The organism is Mycobacterium uberis (assembly GCF_003408705.1).
GTDB classification, from domain to species: Bacteria; Actinomycetota; Actinomycetes; order Mycobacteriales; family Mycobacteriaceae; genus Mycobacterium; species Mycobacterium uberis.
The window spans coordinates 108,257-129,899 of record NZ_QAYL01000015.1 but is presented as its reverse complement, the minus strand read 5'-3'; the positions used below and the strand labels follow the sequence as shown (position 1 = coordinate 129,899).

Here is a 21,643-nt window from a genome sequence, read left to right as displayed (position 1 = left end):
GACCACCGGCACGTACCGTCGGCGGTATGTACCCATCCTTCGCTGTCCGCTGTCATTTTGATCAAAAATCATTCTTTTACAAATGGACTCGATATCTCGTCAAGGTGACGGATTACGGCGACGTCGCGTACAGATGGGCCATATAGGACACTGCCGGGATCATGCAGCTCATCGCCGATCGCAGTAGCAGGCGCCTGCTAAGGGTACACATCATAGGCTATCAGACATCCTCGAGCATCCAACCGTTGACTCAGGCAATGAGCTTCGAGTTGGTCGCGTCTCAAATGGCGCACGACTAGCACTGGATCCACCTGACGCTGCGCGAGGTAATCGAAAACGTGCTACGCGATTCCTGCAATCGACTTACACCGAGCTTGAGACGCAATTTACAGTCGTGCCTGTTGCGTTCTTCCCGACACTGGAAGAACCGACATGATCGGTCGGGCGTTCGATAGTCACCCATCGTAGTCGTCACAGTTCTGCACAACGCATGGCTTTTCGGCGCCGGCCGAATGGTAGCGGCTGAGATCGATGTTGGCAATCATTGCTGCACTGCACCTGGCGGGCTGGACCACTGGGACATGGCTCGTCCAGCCAACACAGTTCATCATGGGTGGCAATACGTTTGGAACCAGTGTCGGGTTGACCGCTTACACCTTAGACATGCGGCACGCACTCGATGTCGACCACATCGCCACGATCGACAACACTGTCCGCAAGCTGATAAACGATGAGCAGCGTCCCCTTGGCATCGATTTCTTCTTCTCGTTGGACCACTCCACAGTGGTTTTCGGGCTAGCAGTGCTGTTGGCAACCGGGATAAAAACCATCGTCGGACCGGTCAAGGACGATTCCCGACACTACATCACTACGCAGCGCTGATTAAAACCAGCGTTTCAGGAGTTTCCCTTTACCGTATCGAGATCTTTAGCGTCCTCATCTTGATCGGCATGCTGCGGATATTAACGCGGTTGCACCGCGACAGCGACGACGAATCCGGCTAGAACAACAGCTGGACAACCGTGGACTGATCAACCGTTTTGTCGGTCGCTGGACCACATCGATTAGCAAGTCCTGGCACATGTACCCAGTCGGGTTGTCGTTTGGGCTGGAGTCCAACACCGTCACCGAGATCACGCTGCTGGTCCTGGGTCGACAGTACCGCGACCGCCAGGCTGCCGTAGTACGCCATCCTGTATCTGCCCGTGCTGTTCACCGCCGGCATGTATCTGCCGAATACTTTCAATCGCTCGTTCATGCACTTCACCTATGGCTAGGCCTTTTCCAACCCGATGCGCAAGATCTACTACAACATCACCATTACCAGGTTGTTGGTGGCCGTCGCCCCACTGATCGGCAGCGTCGAACTCGGCCTGTTCAGCTGGCAGAAAGGATTCTGGAACTGGGTTAGTAACCTCGACTTCAACGCAGTCGACTATACTGTAATTGACATGTTTGTCATCGCTTGGGCTGCTGGTCTGGCGTTACGGCTGTCTTGAGGAGCGGTAGGCCTCATCTGAGCGTGCGGCTTGAACTCTGCGGAGGTCTGGACCAACGGCTAGACCCCGTCGAGCCGCGCGCGATCCGCTGCCAGGCTAGGCCCGCGCTTAGTCCAGTGTCCGGACCAATTTGCAATGTACTGTCCACCGCAGCTGCGCTGCTCGGGTTTCCGGGTGTGCTCGACAAGCTGAAGTTGGCGGATTGGGTGGGCCATGTCGATCAGGTCGCGGTGCTGCTCGTCGACACAATGGACTTGCACCTGTTACCGGAGTTAGCCGCCGATACACCACTGCCCGCCTCCATTCTGTCAGGGTGACATCGAACGTCTCAACTAACTCGCCTACACAATTTCCGGCGACCACACCGACTAGCATGGTGTCCCCGAGTACCGACCGCACAACCTGGTGAGCACAACCCCTGCGCTTTACCCTTAACCTCCCCGGCACCGACCCCGGATGCTCAACCACGTCCGGTCGCGCTACGACCCGCCGCACCTCTATTGACCAACCGTTGTCGACCTGATTCGAACAGCTGGAGCAGGCTAGGGTCAGTGGGCGCACAAGGTTCTGCTGGAGAGGCTGCTCGGCAGCGGATTAACCGACGCGGCATATAGCGACGGGCAGTTTGTTCCCGCAAATGCGGCCGAGAGCTAACGCTCAACAGCTGGCCGAAGAACTGGACGCGGAGCTGAGTCTGGTCTATGGCTATACCGCCGAACTGGGCATCGCGGCCCACGCATTCGGTATTGATTCACCCCAGTAGCATGATACGGCGGCTCACATGAACGTGCTGCCGCCCCAGCTGGTCGAGACAACTACCCCCCAAAAAATGCAGTGCTGCTGGTGACCACCTACCATGGTGCCTGACAACGCGCGCGCCAACCTCGAAGCGGACTCACGACTGCACTGGAGAGTTACGGGTGGTCGCCGGCGAGCTACGAGTGCGCTCCTGCACACTCAACCCGGCACCGCAATCGACGCCGCGGACACCTGGCACAAACTGGAAACTACTGGGCGCAAGCTTATGCCACGATCAGACCTACGTCCTCCGGACTGTTCGAACCATTCAACCTGCAGCGCCTGCCCTACATCGGCGATGTCGCCGCCTGCACCAGCGACACGACGGTGCTGGCGGCCAGGCGTAGGCATGAACGACCAGAATCGGTGCAACTCATTGGCTTTCACAGCGCGACCACTGCAGCCAAAATGGCTATACCACTGCCTATTTTCACATCTTTCCCCGCGGCCGAGATTCAGCTCGCTCAAAAACCCCGACAAGCCATTAGGAAACCGAAACCACCAACCCCAAACACCTGGGCTGATCTCACCACAGAAGATATCAAGACACAGTCCAATGAAGAAATGACGCCCTAACGCTGATCACCGAAAACCGCGATTGGAGAGCGAACAACCGCGTTGGTCAACTGTACTCCGCGTATCTGCTATTCGCATAGCAGCACGCAGCATCGACAAGCGCGGTGAACAGCCGCAGATCGCCTAGGACCTTCTCTGGATGCCATTGTACGCCAAGCACAAACGCGTCTCCCGGCAGCTCTATCGCCTCGATCACACCATCAACGTCCCATGCGCTGACCACCAGACCATCACCGAGCCTATCGATGGATTGATGATGATAGCACTGCGCTTCGGCAGACTCCCCCAGCACAGCGGCCAGCCGCGTACCTGGCACGGTACGGACCAGCAACCTGTTGAACACCGCGTTGCCTGCCCAATGCTCGCTATGACCGATCACGTCAGGCAGATGCTGGTGCAATGTGCCGCCCAGCGCGATATTGAGCAGCTGCGCGCCGCGACAAATACCCAGCACCGGCAGTCCACGTTGCAACGCAGCCCCAAGTAGCGCAAATTCCCAGGAGTCGCGGGCAACACGGGGCTCGTCGGTGCTCGGATGAGGTCGCTGGCCGTAAGCAGCGGGATCGACGTCATAACCACCGGTTATCACCAGACCGCCCAGACCGTCAAGTACGCGGGCGGCGATCTCAGGGTTCACCGGCTGAGGCGGAAGCAGCACCGCGATACCACCAGCCACAGTGACGCTTTGAAAGTAATCGGCTGGCAGATAACTCGCGGGTACATCCCAGACCCCCGTGTGCACCTGCTCCAAGTAAGCCGTCAAGCCCACTACTGGCCTCGAGCCGCTCAAATCCACGTAACCTCACCTCTCCCAGTTGATGACTGCCGCATTGGACACCGCCAAGTCCACACAGGCATTGTTCAGGTAGTACGCAACCACACGGCGACAGCCTAAACGAACGTAGCTGACAGCCGCTCCGCGCCGGCAACGTTGTCAGCTACTGCCAGCACAGGCCTCGGATGGCTACAGCTTTCGTTCTCTCCTATACAACCATGCCGCGACCCGCGGTCACTACCGCGTAGTATTGATTGACATCGACGCCGACGATTTGCTTAACACAGCCGCGATTCCTAGTCACCATGCATGACGGTCGGCGCGCAGCTACGGCTGGCAAATCGATTGTGGACGTTAATGTTCAGCGCATATCGCGTGAATACCACTGACACTAACCAGGTGCTGGTGCGCAACATGATCTCGGCGGCCGACTCCTGGTCGCTGCGTCGTCCCAGCAAGTCCACCATGCGGTAGTCAGCATAAACGGAACCGCTGGCTGTCACGTTCCACCGCCTAGCTGATCCCCAGGGTGTTACGGATGCCGACCACCGACTTGACGATCAACTGCGGGTCAGGGCCGATAATGAAAGTCCGCAGCGAAGCGGGGTATAGGGCGCGCACCATTTCATAGGCAGTGAGCCCACGCTGCTCGGCACCTAGTATCATGACGACGACACCATTCTTCGGACCAGCTATGCAGACCAGAACCGGAAATCCGTCGAGCGTAGTCATCATTGATGGTAGATACTTACCATTGTAGTCGATCTTCCTGCTTACGAGTCAGTCTCGCGGGTTCTCTCCACCAATGTAAGTACCGAATGCATCTGAATTACCTATGATTTCATCAGTATTTACCAAGCTATTACACCATCATGCATCGCCGAATTGCACGCGAATCCGTGGCCGCCGCGGTGGTAGGCTATCAAGCAGGTCAACGACTAGTATTCATGTCAATGTGCGATGCCATCAGTTCGCCCAGCAGATCACAGTACGGTGAGGATCTCGACACCGGTGTCGGTAACCAACAGCGTATGCTCGAACTGCGCAGTCCATTTGCGGTCCCTAGTGACCACTGTCCAGCCGTCATCCCAGATTTCATAGTCCAAAGTTCCGAGGTTGATCATCGGCTCGATGGTAAATGTCATCCCCGGCTGCATGATTGTCGTGACAGAAGGTTCGTCGTAATGTAAGACAACCAGCCCATTATGAAACGTGGTGCCGATGCCATGACCGGTGAAGTCACGAACCACATTGTACCCGAACCGGTTTGCATACGATTCGATAACCCGGCCAATGATGGACAACGCACGTCCAGGTTTGACTGCGTTGATCGCGCGCATCGTTGCTTCGCGGGTTCGTTCAACGAGTAGCCGGTGAGGTTCAGAAACATCGCCGGCCAGAAAGGTCGCATTGGTATCACCGTGCACACCATCGATATAGGCAGTGACATCGACGTTGACAATGTCACCGTCGGCAATCACCGTCGAGTCTGGGATACCGTGACAGATGACCTCATTGAGCGACGTACAACACGACTTCGGGTAGCCCTTGTATCCCAACGTTGAGGGGTAGGCGCCGTGGTCAACCATGTATTCATGGGCAATCCGATCTAGCTCGTCGGTCGTCACGCCGGGCGCAACTGCCTTGCCTGCTTCAGTCAATGCGCCGGCCGCAATCCGGCCGGCGACGCGCATCTTTTCGATCACCTCTGGAGTCTGCACCCACGGTTCACTGCCCTCCTGCGCCGTCGGCTTACCTACGTATTCAGGGCGTGGTATCAGCACAGGCACCAGCAGAGTCGGGGACAACTCACCGGGAGAAAGTGCGGTGCGAGCAGACATGTCGCAAGCTTAGTAACGCGAGTTGATCAGCTACGACACGTGCCGCGCCAGCGGCGTGAAGTGGAGACCACCCGCCAACCCCACCGGAAACACCGCCAATCGCGTTAAGTCAGGTAGTCCGGCGGCAGCGATTCGAACATGACTTTGGTCATCCGGACCGCGTATTCCGAGCTGCCACCCCCCACGATCAGCGCTGCGAACGCTAGATCGCCGCGATACCCAGCGAACCAGGAATGCGATCCACCGGCGAACTCGGCTTCACCGGTCTTCCCGAAGACCGCACCACAGCAGCCGGCGATCTCTTGGGCAGTCCCGTTGGTCACTACCAGCCGCATCATCGATCGCAGCGAATCGATTACCCTTGAGGTGATCGGCGTGCTGGCTCCTTCGACTCTCGTTGGCCTCCCAGCGATCAGCTGCGGTACTGGGGTTCTGCCAGCAGCTACGGTGGCCGCTGCTAGAGCCATGCCGAACGGACTGACCAACACCCTGCCCTGGCCGAAGCCATCCTCAGTGCGCTCAGCCAGGTCCACCGTCGGCGGCACTGACCCGGTTACCGTGGCGATACCGTCCACCTTATAGTCAAGTCCGATCCCATACTGGTTGGCGGCCTGCGTAAGACCGCGGGGCGGCATCCTGCTACTTAATTCGGCGAACGTGGTGTTGCAGGAACTGGCGAACGCACGAGACATCGGCACCACGCCAAGATCGAAGCCGCCGTAGTTGGGAATGGTCCGGTGCCCGATGTCGATGTGGCCAGGGCAACCCAGCATTGTGTTGGGGGTAGCCATATAGCGGTCGATAGCCGCGCCGGCGGTGACCATCTTGAAGGTCGACCCAGGTGGGAACAGGCCGGTGGTAGCAAGCGGGCCATCAGCGTCGGCCCCCGCGTTCTGCGCGATCGCGAGGATTTGCCCGGTCGACGGTCTGAGCACGACGATCATCGCTTTGCCACCACGGCTGTCCACCGCATGCTGGGCGGCGTTCTGCACGGCCCGGTCCAGCATGATCGAGATCGACGACGCCGGCGACGGTTCGACCTCATTCAGCACCGCGACATCGACACCATTCTGGTTGACGCTAACCACTCGCCAGCCCGGCTTGCCGTCGAGTTGGTCGATCACGGCTTTCTTCACCTCGGTGATGACCGATGGGGCGAAATGAGGGTCGGTCGGCAGTAGGTCGGCTTGGGGCGTGATGACGATGCCGGGCAGCTTGCCGATTGCGGGAGCGATCCGGTCGTTGTTGTCGGAGTGCAACGTGATCAAGCTCAGTGGTTCGGTCACCGAACTGGCTTTTTCGGCAAGCAGTTGCGGATCATTGAGCGTGTCGTCAAAGGGGTGTAAGACTTCGACTACCGCGCGTGCCGTCCCGATCAGGCTGCGCCCGGCCAAAGTGGCGTCCAGCGCATAGTGGTACAGATAGCCCGGCACTAACACGTCGCTGCCCCCGAGTTCGTTCACCGAGGCGCGCCGTGGCGGATCGGCGCGCAACACGAACGTCTGACGCTCGCCCAGTCTAGGGTGCAGCCCAGCAGCAGCCCACCGAACCTGCCAACGCCCCTCGTAGCGCGCCATCTGCAGCTGGCCGTCATAGCTCCACGTCCGATCCTTCGGCAAGTGCCAGGTAAAGCGGTAGGAGACGGTGCCGGTGTCTTCAGCATACCGCACACCGAGGAGCTGCGCATCCAGATGGCGGGCCTGCAGTCCGGCCCAAGCTGCGTTGAGCGCCTCGCGGGCCTCATTGGGGTTGTCGCTGAGTTGGGCAGCCGTCGCGGTATCGCCGATAGCTAACGCGCCAAAGAACTTCTCAGCAGCTGGGCCCGGACCATCGGGCCGTGGGGTACAGCCCGACACCGCGATAACTGCGACAAGCAACAGCCCGAAAACGGACGAGGCCAGTGTTATTTTAGATGCCATCGTTTCTGATGTTAAGAACTGTGGCTTCCACACCCGCGTAGACACACCGAGACCTAACCGTTATGCACGTTCGCTGTTGCCAAACGCGCAGCTATCTGCACATTCGATGACGAGTGTGCGGATAACCGCGCATTGGGGAGGTAATCCCGCCGATCGGTGGTTAGTCCAGCAGCACTGTCACGAAAGCGCCAACTTCGACGAAACCCACTCGGGCGTACGCAGCACGCGCTACGGCGTTGAAATTGTTTACATAAAGGCTGGCGATGCGTCTACTATCCACGATAACATTCGGCCAGAGTTGCGGTACCAACTAATACCCAGGCCCATCACGCGCCACTCCAGGTGCACCCAAGACGCCTTGGATCTGTCCAGCCGTCGTAGACTGAGATCCCACTTCGGCCTTGAAGACAAACCTGCCCTTGCTCGAAACGAGCCCAGACACGTCCGTCCACACTAAAGCTGGCTACCCGCCGTCGCTAAGCTGCGGGTCTACGCCCACTTCACCGACGCCAAGACGGGTCCACAGTTCCCCGCCAATCGAATAGGGCTCGATGCCATGGTCTGCCGATTTGAGTCGCGACCATGCACGATCCGACCGGGTCGTCTTTGCATACCCATCACACCGCATTGGCATCGCGCACTACAAACACCCGTCACTCGCCGACAAGGCGAAAGATAGACGGAGCCGACATCTGGCAAACTCTCTGTGAGGCGAACTCAAGAGCAGGGGTAACGAGCTGGCCTCATTCAGCTTACGGTCACAACCGGGACACCGCTCTTTGTCGTTTCTGGACCGTGATCACCGCTTTTCTCGGTCCTGACCTCGGAGGCAAGCCGCATGGCCTCCTCAAGCAGCGTCTCGACGATCTGGGCTTCGGGTACAGTCTTGATCACCTTACCCTTGACAAAGATCTGGCCCTTGCCGTTTCCAGACGCGACACCCAGGTCGGCCTCGCGAGACTCGCCGGGCCCATTGACGACACACCCCATCACGGCGACCCGCAGCGGCACCTTGAGGCCGTGTAACCCGGCACTGACTTCATTGGCCAGGTTGTAGACGTCCACTTGCGCACGGCCGCACGACGGGCAGGACACAATCTCAAGTGAACACGGCCGCAGGTTGAGCGATTCAAGAATTTGAATGCCGACCTTAACTTCCTCGACCGGCGGCGCCGATAACGAAACCCGAATAGTGTCGCCAATGCCCTTCGACAACAACGCTCCGAAGGCAACCGCGGACTTTACGGTGCCCTGGAAGGCTGGACCGGCTTCAGTAACACCGAGGTGCAAGGGGTAGTCGCACCGGGCAGCCAGTTGCTCGTAGGCGGCGACCATAACGACAGGGTCGTGGTGCTTGACGCTAATCTTGATGTTACCGAAGCCGTGCTCCTCGAACAGCGAGGCCTCCCACAGCGCGGACTCCACCAGTGCTTCGGGCGTGGCCTTGCCGTACTTGTCCATAAACCGCTTGTCTAGCGAGCCAGCGTTGACGCCGATGCGGATCGAGACACCGGCCGTGGCTGCGGCCTTAGCAACCTCACCGACCCGGCCGTCGAATTCCTTGATGTTGCCGGGGTTGACCCGTACCGCAGCACACCCGGCGTCAATGGCTGCAAAGATGTATTTCGGCTGGAAATGTATATCGGCAACCACCGGAATTTTACTGTGCCGGGCAATTTCGGCAAGTACGTCAGCATCTTCTTGACGCGGGCAAGCCACCCGTATGATATCACAGCCAGCCGCGGTCAGCTCCGCGATCTGCTGCAACGTCGCGTTGACATCATGGGTCTTGGTGGTGCACATTGACTGAACGGAGATCTGGTAGTCACTACCGACCCCAACGTTACCAACCATCACTTGACGGGTGGTGCGCCGGAAGGCAAGCGTGGAAGCACGCCTCTTGGGCATGCCCAGGCCTATGGTCACTGTATCCCTCTAAATCTCTCGTGTTTCGTACATCCTGCTGACCTATTGAACTCTACTGAAAGAGCCTGATTGGGTTTACCAGATCAGCGGTTACGGTCAACAGCATGTAGCCAACCACGAAGACCAAGACCACATATGTCGCGGGCATAAGTTTGAGATAGTTCACCGGCGCCGCTGCGACCATGCCACGAGCAGACCGTACGAGGTTACGGATCTTCTCGAATACCGCGATCGCGATATGACCACCATCGAAGGGCAGCAACGGCACCAGGTTAATGGCACCCAGTATGAGGTTCAGCTGCGCCAAGAAGAACCAGAACGCCACCCACAACCCATGGTCGACGGTGTCACCGCCGATGATGCTGGCGCCGACCACGCTCATCGGCGTATGCGGGTCGCGCTGTCCACCGCCGATAGCGTGCACCAACGCACCCAGCTTGGTTGGTATGGTGACCAACGACTTGCCCACCTCAACGGTCAAACCCCCGGTAAAAGCAACAGTGGCGGGCACCGCGGAGAGCACATTGTAGCGCACAGGCGCCAGATGTGGTGCACCCACCCCAATGGCACCTACCGTGGTTGGTTCGAGTTGACCGTCTGCCCTGTGGTCCCCGTTAGTTAGGAAACGCTGGGTGGGCATGATGTCGACGTAGCTGGTACTCGTGGTGCCGTCACGCTCGAAGACAATCGGCACCGTGCCATGCAACTTGCGCACCGCGGCGGCCATATCGTCGAAGGTCGATACGAAGTTATCGCCGACCTTGACGACGACATCACCAGCACGAAGCCCTGCCAGCGCCGCTGGACCTGGGCCGACGCAACTTGCGAGCTTACCCGGAGTCAGTTCCGGTGCGACACAAGAAGTTCCACCAATTACTGCCTTGGTCGGTGGGTGCAAATTGAGCAGTCCCCAGACCAGTGCCATGCCATAGATCAGCACCAAGCAGATCACGAAGTTCATGGCGGGCCCGGCGAACAGCACCGCAACTCGCTTCCAGGTCACTTGTTTGTACATTGCCCGGTCGGATTCATCGGGCGCCAGCTCCTCGACCGAGGTCATACCGGCGATATCACAGAAGCCGCCCAGCGGAACAGCCTTGATGCCGTATTCGGTTTCACCGCGCCAGGTCGACCAGAGGGTGGGACCGAATCCAACAAAATAGCGACGCACCTTCATGCCCGTGGCGCGCGCCACCCACATATGGCCACATTCGTGCAGCGCCACCGAAATAAGGATGGCGATCGCGAACAGTACAATGCCGAGCGCAAACATCATCAAGCTCTTAGGACCTTTCCAAAACCATGCCGGAGACCTTTCCAGGACTCGCTGCTAGCCATCGCACACCGCGCTCGCTCACGGGCCCAGCGCTGGGCGTCGAGTACGTCCTCCACGGTAGCGGGTACCTCGCCCCATTGGGGGGCCCACTGGTCGGCGCGTTGCAACACGTCCGCGATTGTCGCGACGATGGCAGGGAAGCCGATCCGGCCTTGAAGGAAGGCCTCTGCAGCCTCCTCGTTAGCAGCGTTGTAAATGGCGGTCATACAGCCGCCAACCTGTCCAGCATGCCGGGCCAATTCGACCGCGGGGAAAACATCGGTGTTCAACGGTTCGAATTCCCAGGTAGACGCGGTTGTAAAAGCACAGGCTCGGGCTGCACTCCGCACCCGCTGTGGCCAACCCAACGCCAAAGAAATAGGCAGCTTCATATCCGGAGGGCTAGCTTGGGCGATCGTCGAGCCGTCGATGAACGTGACCATCGAGTGAACAATTGACTGAGGGTGCACGACCACCTCAATACGATCGTAGGGAATGCCGAACAACAGGTTGGTTTCGATGAGCTCGAGCCCCTTGTTGACCAGAGACGCTGAGTTCAGTGTGTTCATCGGCCCCATTGACCAAGTCGGGTGGGCACCCGCCTGCTTGAGTGTGACGCGCTCCAGGTCGGCGGCGGCCCAGCCACGAAACGGCCCACCGGAGGCTGTGAGCACCAGCCCGGCGACTTCGTCGGGAGTACCACCGCGCAGGCATTGCGCCAGCGCGGAGTGTTCAGAGTCAACGGGCACAATCTGGCCTGGCTGCGCCGCGGCCAACACCAGCGTACCGCCAGCGACCAGCGACTCCTTGTTGGCCAGCGCCAATCGCGCGCCCGTTTGCAGTGCAGCCAGTGTGGGGCGCAGACCCAAAGCCCCGACCAGCGCATTGAGGACGACATCAGCCTCGGTATCCTCGACCAGCCGGGTAACCGCATCGGGCCCGTGATAGGGGATGTCGCCGGCCAGCTGCGCCGCACGATCGTCAGCGATGGCGATATTGGTGACGCCGGTCTTGGCACGCTGCCGCAACAGTGTGTCCAGCTGCGCGCCCCCGGCAGCTAACCCGACCACCTCGAAGCGGTCCGGATTGGCGGCGATTACTTCCAGTGCCTGGGTGCCGATTGAACCGGTACTTCCCAGAACCAGCACACGGAGGCGGCCACCAGTGTGTTCTTCAGTCGGGTTAATCACCTAAACATTGTGCCCGTCCGGCGACTCGATAGGTCAATGAACGGGCCCACGATCGACGTGGTCGAATCGGCTGTGATTCAAAGCCGGTGTGCCAAAATGTCAGGATAGTTCTCACCAAACACCCAATCCGATCCGGAGGAATCGCCGTGGCCAGCACTGAGATGGAGCACTACGCCGGCGTCGATCCTGCTGAGGTGCCGTCCGCGGCGTGGGGGTGGAGCAGAATCAACCACCACACCTGGCACATCGTAGGTTTATTCGCCATCGGGTTGCTGCTGGCGATGCTGCGCGGTAACCACGTTGGCCATGTCGAGAATTGGTATCTCATCGGGTTTGCCGCCCTGGTGCTCTTCGTTTTGATCCGTGACCTGCTGGGCCGCCAACGCGGTTGGATTAGATAGCTGGGCCCGATTACCCGACTACGGTGTTGCACGCCAAACTTCCCCGATGAACGCTGACATGGTCAGCGCTAACAGGCGTCACGAGCGGCCGCCGTGATGACCCCTTGCGTGGCTGCGGCGGTAGCGCGGACCGGCCAGGAGTTCAGGGATGCCTCCTCACGGTGAGCGGCCTCCTCGACGGCAACCCGCAGCCCCTTCGAAAAGCCTAAGGTGACCTGCCCAGGTGTCGCCGTCGTCATCATTGGACGACGAACACCCTGTCCACGTTGCCCACACGAGTCAGCGGGCGCCTCGTCAAGCGGAGTGCTAACGTTGAAGTCCGGCTGTGCGTCCGCACAGCCGGACTTCAACGGATCGTGGTACCAGCTCGCCGGTGGTCTCTTCGGCGGGCAGCGATAGAGCTTCCTAATCAGTGCCACCCGGATCGCGGATTCCAGTGGAACGACTGAGCCAGTGGGCCGGGTCTTGTGCAGCAAAGCCGCCGGTGGCTGCGGTCATGTTCAACTAGTACCGGACGGCGTTACCACAGGGCTGCAAAATCTTATGGCGTCATGACAACACCACATGTGATGCCGTGCTCAAGTGCCATTAGTGGTCCGCTGGTGTCAGGTGGGGGTTAGCGACGCTTCCGTCGATACCAATCGCCGGCGAGCGCACCAATCACCAGCACGAGCAGTGCTGCAACCCATGGCCAGGCCCCATGCTGCCGCACCCATCCAGCCAGCACACTTTGCAGGCGGCCAACCACGGAAATCACCCCGTCTTGAGGATGAGCTTGAGCAACCGTAGCTGCGCTGAACAAACGCAGCTCGTAAAGACCATAATAGCCGACATACAGCCCAACTAGCACCAGCAGCGCGCCAATGATGCGGTTGATAAATGGCAAGATTCGCCGCAACCGACCGGCCAATGCCGAGCTTGCCATCGCGGCCGCGATGGCAAGGACCCCGACAACCAAGGTCAAGCCCGCGACGTAGGCGAGGTAAATCACCACGCTCCCGACGATTGAGCCGCCTCGAAAGCCGGCCGCGGTCACCGCCAAAAAGGGCCCGATGGTACACGACAGCGAGGCGACCGCATAGCTGACACCGTAGCCATACATTGACGCCATCCGAGATGGGTTCGGAGCCCACAGCGCACCGAATGAGTGGGGCGTCAGCGTTATCAGTTCTCGACCCGATAACAGCCACACCCCGAAAGCGACCAGCACAATACCGATGACTATTATAGTGTACGGCAAGTAGCGTTGCACCGTCGAGGCCGCCGATATGGTAAGAGCACCAAACAATCCGAATACTGTTAAAAAGCCGAGCGACATCTCGACGGTGGCTGCCAGAGCTCGACAGAATGCACCAATTGACTGCGGCCGCTTAGGTTGCCCGCGCACCACCAGCAGCAAGTACGCAGTCAACATGGCAAACCCGCAGGGGTTTAATGCTGCCACCAATCCGGCGGCAAACGCCAAACCGACCAGACCCTGATCCACGAAACTTAGGACCTCAGGGCAGCCACCCGGTCGAATAGATCCTGCTGCGACATCGCCGAAATGGGGTTATTCACGGAAGTCGAGCTACCGTCCGCGCGATAGAACACCCACGCCGGCTGCCAGGGCACGTTGTAGCGGCCCCAGATCGAGCTGTCGGCGTCATTGAGGTTGGTGAAATCCAGGTGGTATTTGGAGACAAAGCCCTGCATTGCATCGACATCTGAGTGCGCCGCTATGCCAACGAAGGTGACCTCCGGATTAGCGGCCGCCACCTGACTTAGGCCAGGCGCCTCGGCATTGCAGAACGGGCACCACGGCGTCCAGAACCACAGCACCACCGGCTTGCCCCGTAAGCTAGCGCCATCGAACGGAGCACCGCTGATAGTAGTTCCAGCGAAGTTCAGACGATCATCAGCGGCCACAGCGCGAGGTAAAGCGGCCGGCCCCAATATCAAGGTGCCGACGAGAACGGCAACGACAAACAATTTCATCGAGGACAACAAGGGAATTTTCATGGCCACCCTAAATATTTGCTATCTGCTGGCGTTATATCCTAGAGACGTGTCCAGTGGCGGCTAGAGTTCACTGGATTCCACTACAGCTTGGCAGCCAGCTGGCCACAGGCCGCACCGATCGCCTGGCCCCGAGTGTATCGCACGGTGCAGGAGACCCCGTGCGATCGAACCCGACGGACGAACTCTCGCTCCGCCTCCTTGGAACTTGCCTTCCAATTACTGCCTGAGGTTGGGTTGAGCGGGATAAGATTCACATGCACCATCGGCCCAAGAGCACGATGCAGCCGCTTACCTAGCAAATCAGCCCACCGTGCTTGATCGTTGACGTCACGGATTAGTGCGTATTCAACCGACACCCGCCGACCTGTCACCTCGGCGTAATACGTAACAGCTTCGAGTACCTCATTGATCTTCCACCGGTTGTTGATCGGAGCTAGCATATCACGCAGCTCGTCGTCGGGTGCATGCAGCGACAGCGCCAAAGTCACCCCGAGCCGTTCGTCGGCCAGCTTGCGGATAGCCGGTACTAGCCCCACAGTCGACACTGTCACTGATCGAGCCGAGATTCCAAAGCCGGACGGTTCGGTGATGCGCTGCACCGCGGCCAGCACCCTCGCGTAGTTAGCCAGTGGCTCTCCCATACCCATAAAAACCACGTTCGAGAGCCGGTCACCGAAGTCGTCGCGCAGCGCCACGGCACCAGCACGCACCTGTTCAAGAATCTCCGCGGCCGACAGGTTACGGCGCAGTCCACCCTGGCCGGTGGCACAGAATGGGCAAGCCATGCCGCAGCCTGCCTGCGATGAAATACACAACGTATTGCGCTGCGAATAGCGCATCAGCACCGATTCGAAAGTGCTGCCATCGACAGTCCGCCACAATGTCTTGCGAGTCTGACCGGCATCACAGGTGACTTCCCGCGCCGTGGTGAGCAGTTTCGGGAACATGGTCTGAGCAATCAGGTCGCGAACGACCGCCGGAAGGTCAGTCATCTGGCGCGGATCGGCCAATAACCGGCCGTAGTACTGGTGGGCAAGCTGCTTGGCCCGGAACGCTGGCAAGCCCAGTTCCGCCACAACCGATGTGCGGCCTGCCGCGTCGAGGTCAGCCAGATGTCGCGGCGGTCGGCCCACACGCGGTTCAGAGAACACCAACTCTTGGATCATCATCCGTCCAATATCCGCCCTGTCAAGGCAGCACCGTAAGCATGGTCCATGCCGCGACCGCCGACGGCAGCACTCCATCGAGTCGATCCATCAGGCCGCCATGGCCGGGTAGCAGCCTGCCCATGTCTTTGATGCCAAGGTCGCGCTTGACCTGGGACTCCACCAAATCCCCAAGGGTGCACGTGAGCACCAGTACAAAACCCAGTAGAGCACCAACCCACGGTATTCTGCCTGCTAAGAAGGTAGCGGTCAGGATGGTTGCGGTGATCCCACATACTAGCGAACCTAGGAATCCCTCCCAGGATTTGTTTGGGCTAATCCTTGGCACCATTGGATGCTTACCGAAAAGCACCCCTACCGTATAACCACCCACGTCGGAAGCGACCACCGCGATCATCAGGCAGAACACCCGCCCCGCACCATCCTTCGGATAAACCAGCAATGCCGCGAACGAGGCAAACAGCGGGACCCACGCTGCCAAAAATACGGTGGTCGAAGCGTCCCGCAGGTAATGTGACGCCGGCAGTGAACCTGCTAAAATTTCTTGGCATCCTTGCCGCCCGCTGTTGTCGCGCATGAAAAGCCGCCAGATCATGCAGACCACCGCCGTCGCGCCGAAGCCAGCTAACGCGCCGACAGCGCGGTACGGCCAGGTCAACCAGACGGTGAGCTGCCCACCGATGAGCAGTGGAATAGCCGGAATAATATGTCCTGCTTCCCGTAGCCGCCGCACCACCTCATGGCTGGCAACGAAAATGGCGCCGGCACACAAGGCAACCCAGACTTGCGGAGCAAAGACCAGCGTCACGACGAGAACGCCACCAATACTTAGGCCCACCGCAATAGCGGCAGGCAGGTTACGTCCTGCCCGGGACATCTTCTTGACCGGCTGCTGTATCGCATTCTTGGCCCCAAGCGCCGGCTCGTCGGGCGAAGTGCCTATACCGGGATCGGTGGGAACCACGGACCTGAACGAATTAGCTGCTGAACGGCCATTAAACCTCCAGCAGTTCGCCTTCTTTGTGCTTGACCAGCTCGTCGATCTGGGTAACGTACTGGTAGGTGGTCTTGTCCAGATCCTTTTCCGCCCGGCTGACCTCATCCTCGCCTGCCTCGCCGTCCTTGCGGATGCGATGCAGTTCCTCCATCGCTTTGCGACGAATGTTGCGGACCGAGACCTTGGCATCCTCCCCCTTACCCTTGGCTTGTTTGACCAGCTCTCGCCGACGTTCCTCGGTGAGCTGCGGTACGGCCACCCGGATCAAGGTGCCGTCGTTGCTGGGGTTCACCCCAAGGTCGGAGTTACGAATAGCGGTTTCAATGGCATGCAGCTGAGTGGATTCATACGGCTTGATGACAACAAGCCTCGCCTCGGTGACATTAATACTAGCCAGTTGGGTGATCGGGGTGGTCGAGCCGTAATAGTCGATGACAATTCGGGAGAACATGCCCGAGTTGGCGCGACCAGTCCGAATCGTTGACAGATCATCACGCGCCACCGAAACAGCCTTCTCCATTTTCTCTTCTGCATCGAAAAGAGCCTCGTCGATCATTCGCGCCGTTCCTCCTCATCGCTGCATTCTGCATCGTCACCGGCGCCGATAATCGCGTCTTCCCCTCAGGTGGTGACCAGCGTCCCGATCTTCTCACCAGCGACCGCACGAGCGATATTGCCATTGGTCAGCAGATTGAACACCAGGATCGGCATGCCATTGTCCATACAAAGACTAAATGCGGTAGCATCGGCTACCCGCAGCCCACGGTCGATTACTTCACGGTGACTGATCGCGGTGAGCAGCTCAGCCTCCGGATTGACCCGCGGATCTTCGGCGAACACACCGTCGACCGCCTTGGCCATCAACACGACATCCGCACCAATCTCCAGTGCCCGCTGCGCTGCCGTGGTATCGGTGGAAAAGTACGGCAGCCCCATGCCAGCGCCAAAAATCACCACCCGACCCTTCTCTAAGTGGCGGACAGCCCGCAACGGAATATAAGGCTCGGCTACCTGGCCCATAGTGATCGCGGTTTGGACTCGAGTGACAATGCCCTCCTTTTCCAGGAAATCCTGCAGCGCAAGACTGTTCATAACAGTGCCGAGCATCCCCATGTAATCCGAACGCGTTCGCTCCATCCCGCGCTGCTGCAGCTGTGCACCGCGGAAGAAGTTGCCACCACCGATCACTACAGCGACCTGCACGCCGCCGCAGACTACCTCGGCGATCTGACGGGCGACCTGCGCAACAACATCGGGATCCAGCCCGACCTGGCCCCCACCGAACATCTCACCACCAAGCTTGAGCAGCACCCTCGAATATTTGAACCGACTCCCCGGGTGGCCAGCATGACTGAGTCGTTCCTCACGGTCCGCTGCCGCAGCCGGCACGCCATTGGCGCTCATTAGCTGTGGCTTGATAGCCGCAGAGCAGGCAACTTGAGATTCCCAGGACTCCGTCATCAGACTCCTCGTATGACAGTGCTACCCCGACCACCACCTAGAACGGCATCTCACATCCTGCCCCATCGCCACACTCTGGTGTGTGCGGGGTTCATAATCATGCACAATTGCCAATCTATTCTATGTCAACGTAGTTCGTCTCGGGTGAGCCAGCCCATAATGATCGGCTCTAGCCAACTTTGCGGCTGACATCAGATGTTTGAGTGTCGCCCGGTATGGGAATCCGCTGCAACACGGCGCAAAAACCCGTGCTTTTACGAATGCGAGCCGTGCGACACCGTATTACCGGGTCGATCGATCCGTCATTAGATATCAAGTATGACTCGCTCAAACCGCACGCCGGTTGGGAAGAAGATTCATGGCGGACACCAAATAACAAGAGAACTACCGAAACTGTGCAAGGCGTTATCAAGAAGGCCGTCGGTGCTATGGCTGGTCGCAATGACACCACTCGTGACGGCCAGGCTCAACAGGGCAAGATGCAAGCACAAACGCAATGCGGCAAAGAAGAAAGCCGAAGCAGCGGCCACTCGTAGCAGTGTCAAGACAACCGAGCAATGCCAGAAGTCTCACCAAATAACTTATTAGAGGTCTGAAAAAGTCCGGGCCCATCGACTTTCCACGAGCATAAGCAAACGTCCGGACACGCGAATTCAGCTCACCATGCTCGTCGGCACTGAACACGTTAGACCAAGGTGGAGTAATTCTGCTGCGACTGGGTAATTAGCACTGCATTAGCAGACATCTCCCCGAAGGGATCTACAGGCAGGGGCAAATAGCATTACCCTCATGATGTTCAGATATATTTGTTGGTTCTTTTACTCCTTTCGGATGAGAACGAGTTCGAATCGATCGTACCGACATTGAGCTTGTTCGCACAGACCGTCCGTCAGGTACCTTTAACCGAATGCGTTGCCAAGAACTATCACGTCGCAGTGATCGACGCTCGTGTAGAGTTGGCTCCGGCTCGCCGAGTGTGCCGGCAGCTGAAGGCTAATGCGCCATCCGTGGCGGTGGTAGGTGACCCAGCCGACATCGTGGCCGTTGACATCCGTTAGCATTTCAACGACATACTGCTGACCGAGGCCAGTGTGGCCAAATTGCAGGCACGTGTCTACGGCTCGCGATCACACGTCGTGGCAATATCCTGGATTGCACACTGAAGTTTGTTGACCTCGTCCTTTCCCTAGCCAGTTACACCGGGACACTGGAAGGGAAAGACCTGAGCCTGACGCTCACCGAGTTCAAATTATTGAATTTCCTGGTGCAACATGCTAATAGCGCATTCATTCGTATCCAGCTGATGCATGAAATATAAGAATATTACTGCAACGGTCGTATTAGTACCGTTGACGTTCACATGCGAAGACTGCGCGCCAGCTTGGTGTCAAGCACGAATCGATAGCCGACACCGTCTGCGGTGTGGGCTATAGAGCGGTGGCACATCGGCATCCGTAATCGATAGCTGTTTTCCCACAAACACTTTGCCAATCCGGCTGAGCAACCGTCTGTGGCGCGGCCGGATCAACCTAGCTATGCGACGGCAAGTTAGGCGCCAGGTGGTTAGGTAACCTGTCCGTTATCCAAACGAGTATGTCCTCAATGCCGTAGTTGTATACGACGTTGGTCGGAGGTGCGCCCGTCACGTCGAAGTAGATCTTCCCGTTTTCCTGACCATCCTGGCGAATCGACGCAGAGCTAAAGTTGTCAGGCGTGGACTATACCCTAACCAGTCGATAGGTTTGATTGTCGTTGGTCAGCACATTAAAGTAGGAAACGACGTGGAGTAACCACACCACTGGCCACTCGAGCATTCACGTCAACCTGCCAAAGCTCCCCTTACGGCGTACAGCCGGGAACCGTGACATTGATGGGCTACAGGTTGCTGACAATACAGACGGTAATGCACAGGCCGTCAACCAATTTTTCACTGTGTGGAAGCTCCGGATTATGGAACTCACAGCAACGATAGTCGAAGTGAAAATACCGACAGCTGTAATCCCGATCATTCCGGCTACTAATTTCATGGCAGCCTTTGCAGAATTGGTCGTTAAATTCACGCAAACACCTCTAAGTTTAATCGTTCGAGCAACCCTTTCTAACGGTGATGACATCCCCATATGAGAAACCACAAAACTTAAACTCCAATTATCATTTCTGATCGGACTCAAAACATCAATCTGCTGACGACATAAACATGAAGGAGTGGGACATCAATTCACCAATTGAGTTAACGTGTCAGCATTCGTTGAGACGCGCACCAGACCAATACGCAAACGTCGACACGTGGCACGCCGGTTTCTTTGGCAAAAACACCACCGGGATGAGGGTGGACCCAGCCGACACAGCCGCCGGCGCGAACACCGTGGTGTAAGACTGCGAGAGATCGTGCAGCTTGCTACTAGGGAAGTCGGGCACAAAGGCTTGCCACAGCATGGCGTAAGGGTCAACTGACAAACCACGCTTAGCAGCATTATCTTGCAAGACCACCAGTTTGTACACAGCGGAGATACTTTAGCTGCGATTGAACTGGTTGGTGAAAATCATAGACATCAGCGCGGTACCCATCGACTCGGGGGCCTACTGGTTTACCCAATATTTAGGATTGAGTTTCGCGCGAGCTGATGCCTCTAGCCGGGGTCTGCACCGCCGCCCCGGCTAGAGGCATCACAGCGCAGACCGTACCCATGCCTATGGACGCAAGCCCCACCAGCAGAATCAGTAAATAGTTGTCTTACCTGGCAGACCCGTAAACAAAAATGACCAGGAACGCACCAATCAGCGTGATGCCAGCCAGGACGACCTTGTGGGGGCATGTTTGTCCATAAAGGCTTCGGCGAACGGCATGACCAACATGGCTCAGAACCTCTGTGGGATCAAATACATGCCAATTGAATTGGTAGTTTTATGTTGCCCCTGTTGCAAGTAGCTCAGGAAGAGCGGCAGGGTGCAAAAAAGGCTGCAGCGAACAAAAAAGCTATCGGCAAGTTGGCGAGCATAACCACGCGGTTCTTGAACAGCCGCAAGTCGATCAGGGGGTGATCAGCGCGATAGAGCACTTTAGTAACGAATCCAGTGATCACCACCAGACCGATGTCCAACGGTAACCACATGTGGGGACCAACTGCTGTGCCGCGACTTGGAATGGATGACACCCCATAGAGGAACATCATAAAGCCAGTCGACAGTAGCATGCCGAGGACATCAAATAGCTCCGATGGTGTTGCATGATCCCTTGGGAACAACAACGCTGCCAAGCAGAAAGCGATCAAGCCGATCGGCAGGTTGATCCAGAAAATCCACTGCCAACCGTTGGTGTCGATCAACCAACCGCCCAGGACTGTGCCAAGTAGCATCAGGATGCCGCCACTAAGGCCATACATTATCCGAAATATAATGAGCGCATCGATATTTGATGCAGTAGCGCTCAGCAATGAGCCCAGTACGAATGCGAGAACAGACTCCATGAATAGTTACTTAGTACCAAAGTGGTCTGCTGCCCAGCCTGCCGATAGGATCGCGGCGGCCAATGCGAGTACGTAGCCAATCATCGTCCAAGCAACAACAGCCCGCGTAGGCTCAAACACGCCGATGAAGATACACTGCACAACACTGACCACCGTTAATGTCCAGATTCGACATGAGTGCAACCAACACACAAACCAACGATCCGGATAAACCCGGCATCCGGACTTATCCGGATAACTATGTTCACTGGCATCTGACTGCCTGATGACGGCGGCGGACAGTAATCAGCCAGCGCCTGTAGGATGCACCT

General features: G+C 58.0%; 24 protein-coding genes and 3 pseudogenes. 7 read left to right on the top strand and 20 right to left on the bottom strand.

The window, feature by feature from the left end; translation table 11 throughout:
* The first annotated feature begins 161 nt into the window (after positions 1-161).
* From MUBE_RS20325 to MUBE_RS19030, 4 genes and pseudogenes are all read left to right on the top strand, one after another.
* Entirely contained in the window at positions 162-299 is a 138-nt protein-coding gene (locus MUBE_RS20325; RefSeq protein ID WP_116540369.1) for a hypothetical protein, read from the top strand.
* 220 nt (positions 300-519) lie between these two features.
* Positions 520-1,509, top strand: a pseudogene (locus MUBE_RS09715) (HoxN/HupN/NixA family nickel/cobalt transporter); the annotation flags it as partial.
* Positions 1,510-1,615: 106 nt separating this feature from the next.
* Positions 1,616-1,816 carry a hypothetical protein gene (locus MUBE_RS09710; RefSeq protein WP_116540368.1) on the top strand — a complete coding sequence of 67 codons (201 nt, stop codon included), beginning with the start codon at positions 1,616-1,618 and terminating at the stop codon, positions 1,814-1,816.
* Between the two features lie 320 nt (positions 1,817-2,136).
* A complete protein-coding gene (locus tag MUBE_RS19030) occupies positions 2,137-2,262 on the top strand; it encodes a hypothetical protein (RefSeq protein ID WP_279386708.1) in 126 nt (41 codons plus the stop codon).
* Between the two features lie 194 nt (positions 2,263-2,456).
* Here the strand turns inward: MUBE_RS19030 and MUBE_RS09705 are convergent, their stop codons facing one another.
* The 10 genes and pseudogenes from MUBE_RS09705 to dxr form a co-directional block, all read right to left on the bottom strand.
* Positions 2,457-2,684, bottom strand: a complete 228-nt coding sequence (locus MUBE_RS09705; protein ID WP_116540367.1) for a hypothetical protein — start codon at positions 2,682-2,684, stop codon at positions 2,457-2,459.
* A 235-nt stretch (positions 2,685-2,919) separates the two neighbouring features.
* On the bottom strand, positions 2,920-3,669 hold the full coding sequence (locus MUBE_RS09700; RefSeq protein ID WP_116540366.1) for a gamma-glutamyl-gamma-aminobutyrate hydrolase family protein: 750 nt from the start codon (positions 3,667-3,669) through the stop codon (positions 2,920-2,922).
* 275 nt (positions 3,670-3,944) lie between these two features.
* Positions 3,945-4,151 carry a hypothetical protein gene (locus MUBE_RS20320; protein WP_424399073.1) on the bottom strand — a complete coding sequence of 69 codons (207 nt, stop codon included), beginning with the start codon at positions 4,149-4,151 and terminating at the stop codon, positions 3,945-3,947.
* A 10-nt stretch (positions 4,152-4,161) separates the two neighbouring features.
* Positions 4,162-4,383, bottom strand: coding sequence for a hypothetical protein (locus MUBE_RS09695; RefSeq protein WP_424399072.1), 222 nt, complete (start codon positions 4,381-4,383; stop codon positions 4,162-4,164).
* Positions 4,384-4,631: 248 nt separating this feature from the next.
* A complete protein-coding gene (gene map, locus MUBE_RS09690) occupies positions 4,632-5,489 on the bottom strand; it encodes a type I methionyl aminopeptidase (protein ID WP_116540365.1) in 858 nt (285 codons plus the stop codon).
* Positions 5,490-5,593: 104 nt separating this feature from the next.
* A complete protein-coding gene (locus MUBE_RS09685) occupies positions 5,594-7,408 on the bottom strand; it encodes a penicillin-binding transpeptidase domain-containing protein (RefSeq protein ID WP_116540364.1) in 1,815 nt (604 codons plus the stop codon).
* A 160-nt stretch (positions 7,409-7,568) separates the two neighbouring features.
* A pseudogene (locus MUBE_RS18015) lies at positions 7,569-8,058 on the bottom strand (GNAT family N-acetyltransferase).
* Positions 8,059-8,155: 97 nt separating this feature from the next.
* Positions 8,156-9,334: a flavodoxin-dependent (E)-4-hydroxy-3-methylbut-2-enyl-diphosphate synthase gene (gene ispG, locus MUBE_RS09675; RefSeq protein ID WP_116540363.1), complete on the bottom strand. Its 1,179-nt coding sequence runs from the start codon at positions 9,332-9,334 to the stop codon at positions 8,156-8,158.
* A 52-nt stretch (positions 9,335-9,386) separates the two neighbouring features.
* Positions 9,387-10,610, bottom strand: a complete 1,224-nt coding sequence (locus MUBE_RS09670) for a M50 family metallopeptidase (protein WP_116540362.1) — start codon at positions 10,608-10,610, stop codon at positions 9,387-9,389.
* Positions 10,610-11,839 carry a 1-deoxy-D-xylulose-5-phosphate reductoisomerase gene (dxr, locus tag MUBE_RS09665; protein ID WP_116540361.1) on the bottom strand — a complete coding sequence of 410 codons (1,230 nt, stop codon included), beginning with the start codon at positions 11,837-11,839 and terminating at the stop codon, positions 10,610-10,612. The genes MUBE_RS09670 and dxr overlap by 1 nt, the downstream gene beginning before the upstream one ends.
* 146 nt (positions 11,840-11,985) lie before the next feature.
* On the opposite strand from dxr, the gene MUBE_RS09660 reads away from it, so the two are divergent.
* On the top strand, positions 11,986-12,240 hold the full coding sequence (locus MUBE_RS09660; protein ID WP_116540360.1) for a DUF2631 domain-containing protein: 255 nt from the start codon (positions 11,986-11,988) through the stop codon (positions 12,238-12,240).
* A 68-nt stretch (positions 12,241-12,308) separates the two neighbouring features.
* Here the strand turns inward: MUBE_RS09660 and MUBE_RS09655 are convergent, their stop codons facing one another.
* From MUBE_RS09655 to pyrH, 7 genes are all read right to left on the bottom strand, one after another.
* On the bottom strand, positions 12,309-12,659 hold the full coding sequence (locus MUBE_RS09655) for a hypothetical protein (protein WP_165849797.1): 351 nt from the start codon (positions 12,657-12,659) through the stop codon (positions 12,309-12,311).
* A gap of 197 nt (positions 12,660-12,856) precedes the next feature.
* Positions 12,857-13,726: a cytochrome c biogenesis CcdA family protein gene (locus MUBE_RS09650; RefSeq protein WP_116540358.1), complete on the bottom strand. Its 870-nt coding sequence runs from the start codon at positions 13,724-13,726 to the stop codon at positions 12,857-12,859.
* 5 nt (positions 13,727-13,731) lie between these two features.
* Complete coding sequence (dsbE, locus tag MUBE_RS09645) at positions 13,732-14,241, bottom strand: disulfide bond-forming protein DsbE (RefSeq protein ID WP_116540357.1); 510 nt, start codon at positions 14,239-14,241, stop codon at positions 13,732-13,734.
* An 80-nt stretch (positions 14,242-14,321) separates the two neighbouring features.
* Positions 14,322-15,407, bottom strand: coding sequence for a dual-specificity RNA methyltransferase RlmN (gene rlmN / locus MUBE_RS09640; RefSeq protein ID WP_116540437.1), 1,086 nt, complete (start codon positions 15,405-15,407; stop codon positions 14,322-14,324).
* 22 nt (positions 15,408-15,429) lie between these two features.
* The gene (locus MUBE_RS09635; protein ID WP_116540356.1) at positions 15,430-16,371 is read right to left on the bottom strand and encodes a phosphatidate cytidylyltransferase; all 942 of its coding nucleotides are present in this window, start codon (positions 16,369-16,371) and stop codon (positions 15,430-15,432) included.
* A 31-nt stretch (positions 16,372-16,402) separates the two neighbouring features.
* On the bottom strand, positions 16,403-16,960 hold the full coding sequence (gene frr / locus MUBE_RS09630) for a ribosome recycling factor (protein ID WP_116540355.1): 558 nt from the start codon (positions 16,958-16,960) through the stop codon (positions 16,403-16,405).
* 65 nt (positions 16,961-17,025) lie between these two features.
* Entirely contained in the window at positions 17,026-17,865 is an 840-nt protein-coding gene (pyrH, locus tag MUBE_RS09625; protein ID WP_116540354.1) for a UMP kinase, read from the bottom strand.
* A 203-nt stretch (positions 17,866-18,068) separates the two neighbouring features.
* Here pyrH and MUBE_RS18010 point away from each other — a divergent pair, with 203 nt between their 5' ends.
* Both MUBE_RS18010 and MUBE_RS18005 read left to right on the top strand, forming a co-directional pair.
* Positions 18,069-18,401 (top strand): hypothetical protein, encoded by a 333-nt coding sequence (locus MUBE_RS18010; protein ID WP_243632978.1) that lies wholly within the window; start codon positions 18,069-18,071, stop codon positions 18,399-18,401.
* A 327-nt stretch (positions 18,402-18,728) separates the two neighbouring features.
* Positions 18,729-18,923 (top strand): hypothetical protein, encoded by a 195-nt coding sequence (locus tag MUBE_RS18005; RefSeq protein ID WP_243632977.1) that lies wholly within the window; start codon positions 18,729-18,731, stop codon positions 18,921-18,923.
* A gap of 471 nt (positions 18,924-19,394) precedes the next feature.
* Here MUBE_RS18005 and MUBE_RS20315 read toward each other — a convergent pair.
* The 3 genes and pseudogenes from MUBE_RS20315 to MUBE_RS09595 all read right to left on the bottom strand — a co-directional run.
* Positions 19,395-19,568: pseudogene (locus MUBE_RS20315) on the bottom strand (DUF1942 domain-containing protein); the annotation flags it as partial.
* Between the two features lie 535 nt (positions 19,569-20,103).
* Positions 20,104-20,367, bottom strand: a complete 264-nt coding sequence (locus tag MUBE_RS09600; RefSeq protein ID WP_116540351.1) for a hypothetical protein — start codon at positions 20,365-20,367, stop codon at positions 20,104-20,106.
* Between the two features lie 428 nt (positions 20,368-20,795).
* Positions 20,796-21,332: an MFS transporter gene (locus tag MUBE_RS09595; protein ID WP_133297097.1), complete on the bottom strand. Its 537-nt coding sequence runs from the start codon at positions 21,330-21,332 to the stop codon at positions 20,796-20,798.
* Between the last annotated feature and the right edge of the window lie 311 nt (positions 21,333-21,643).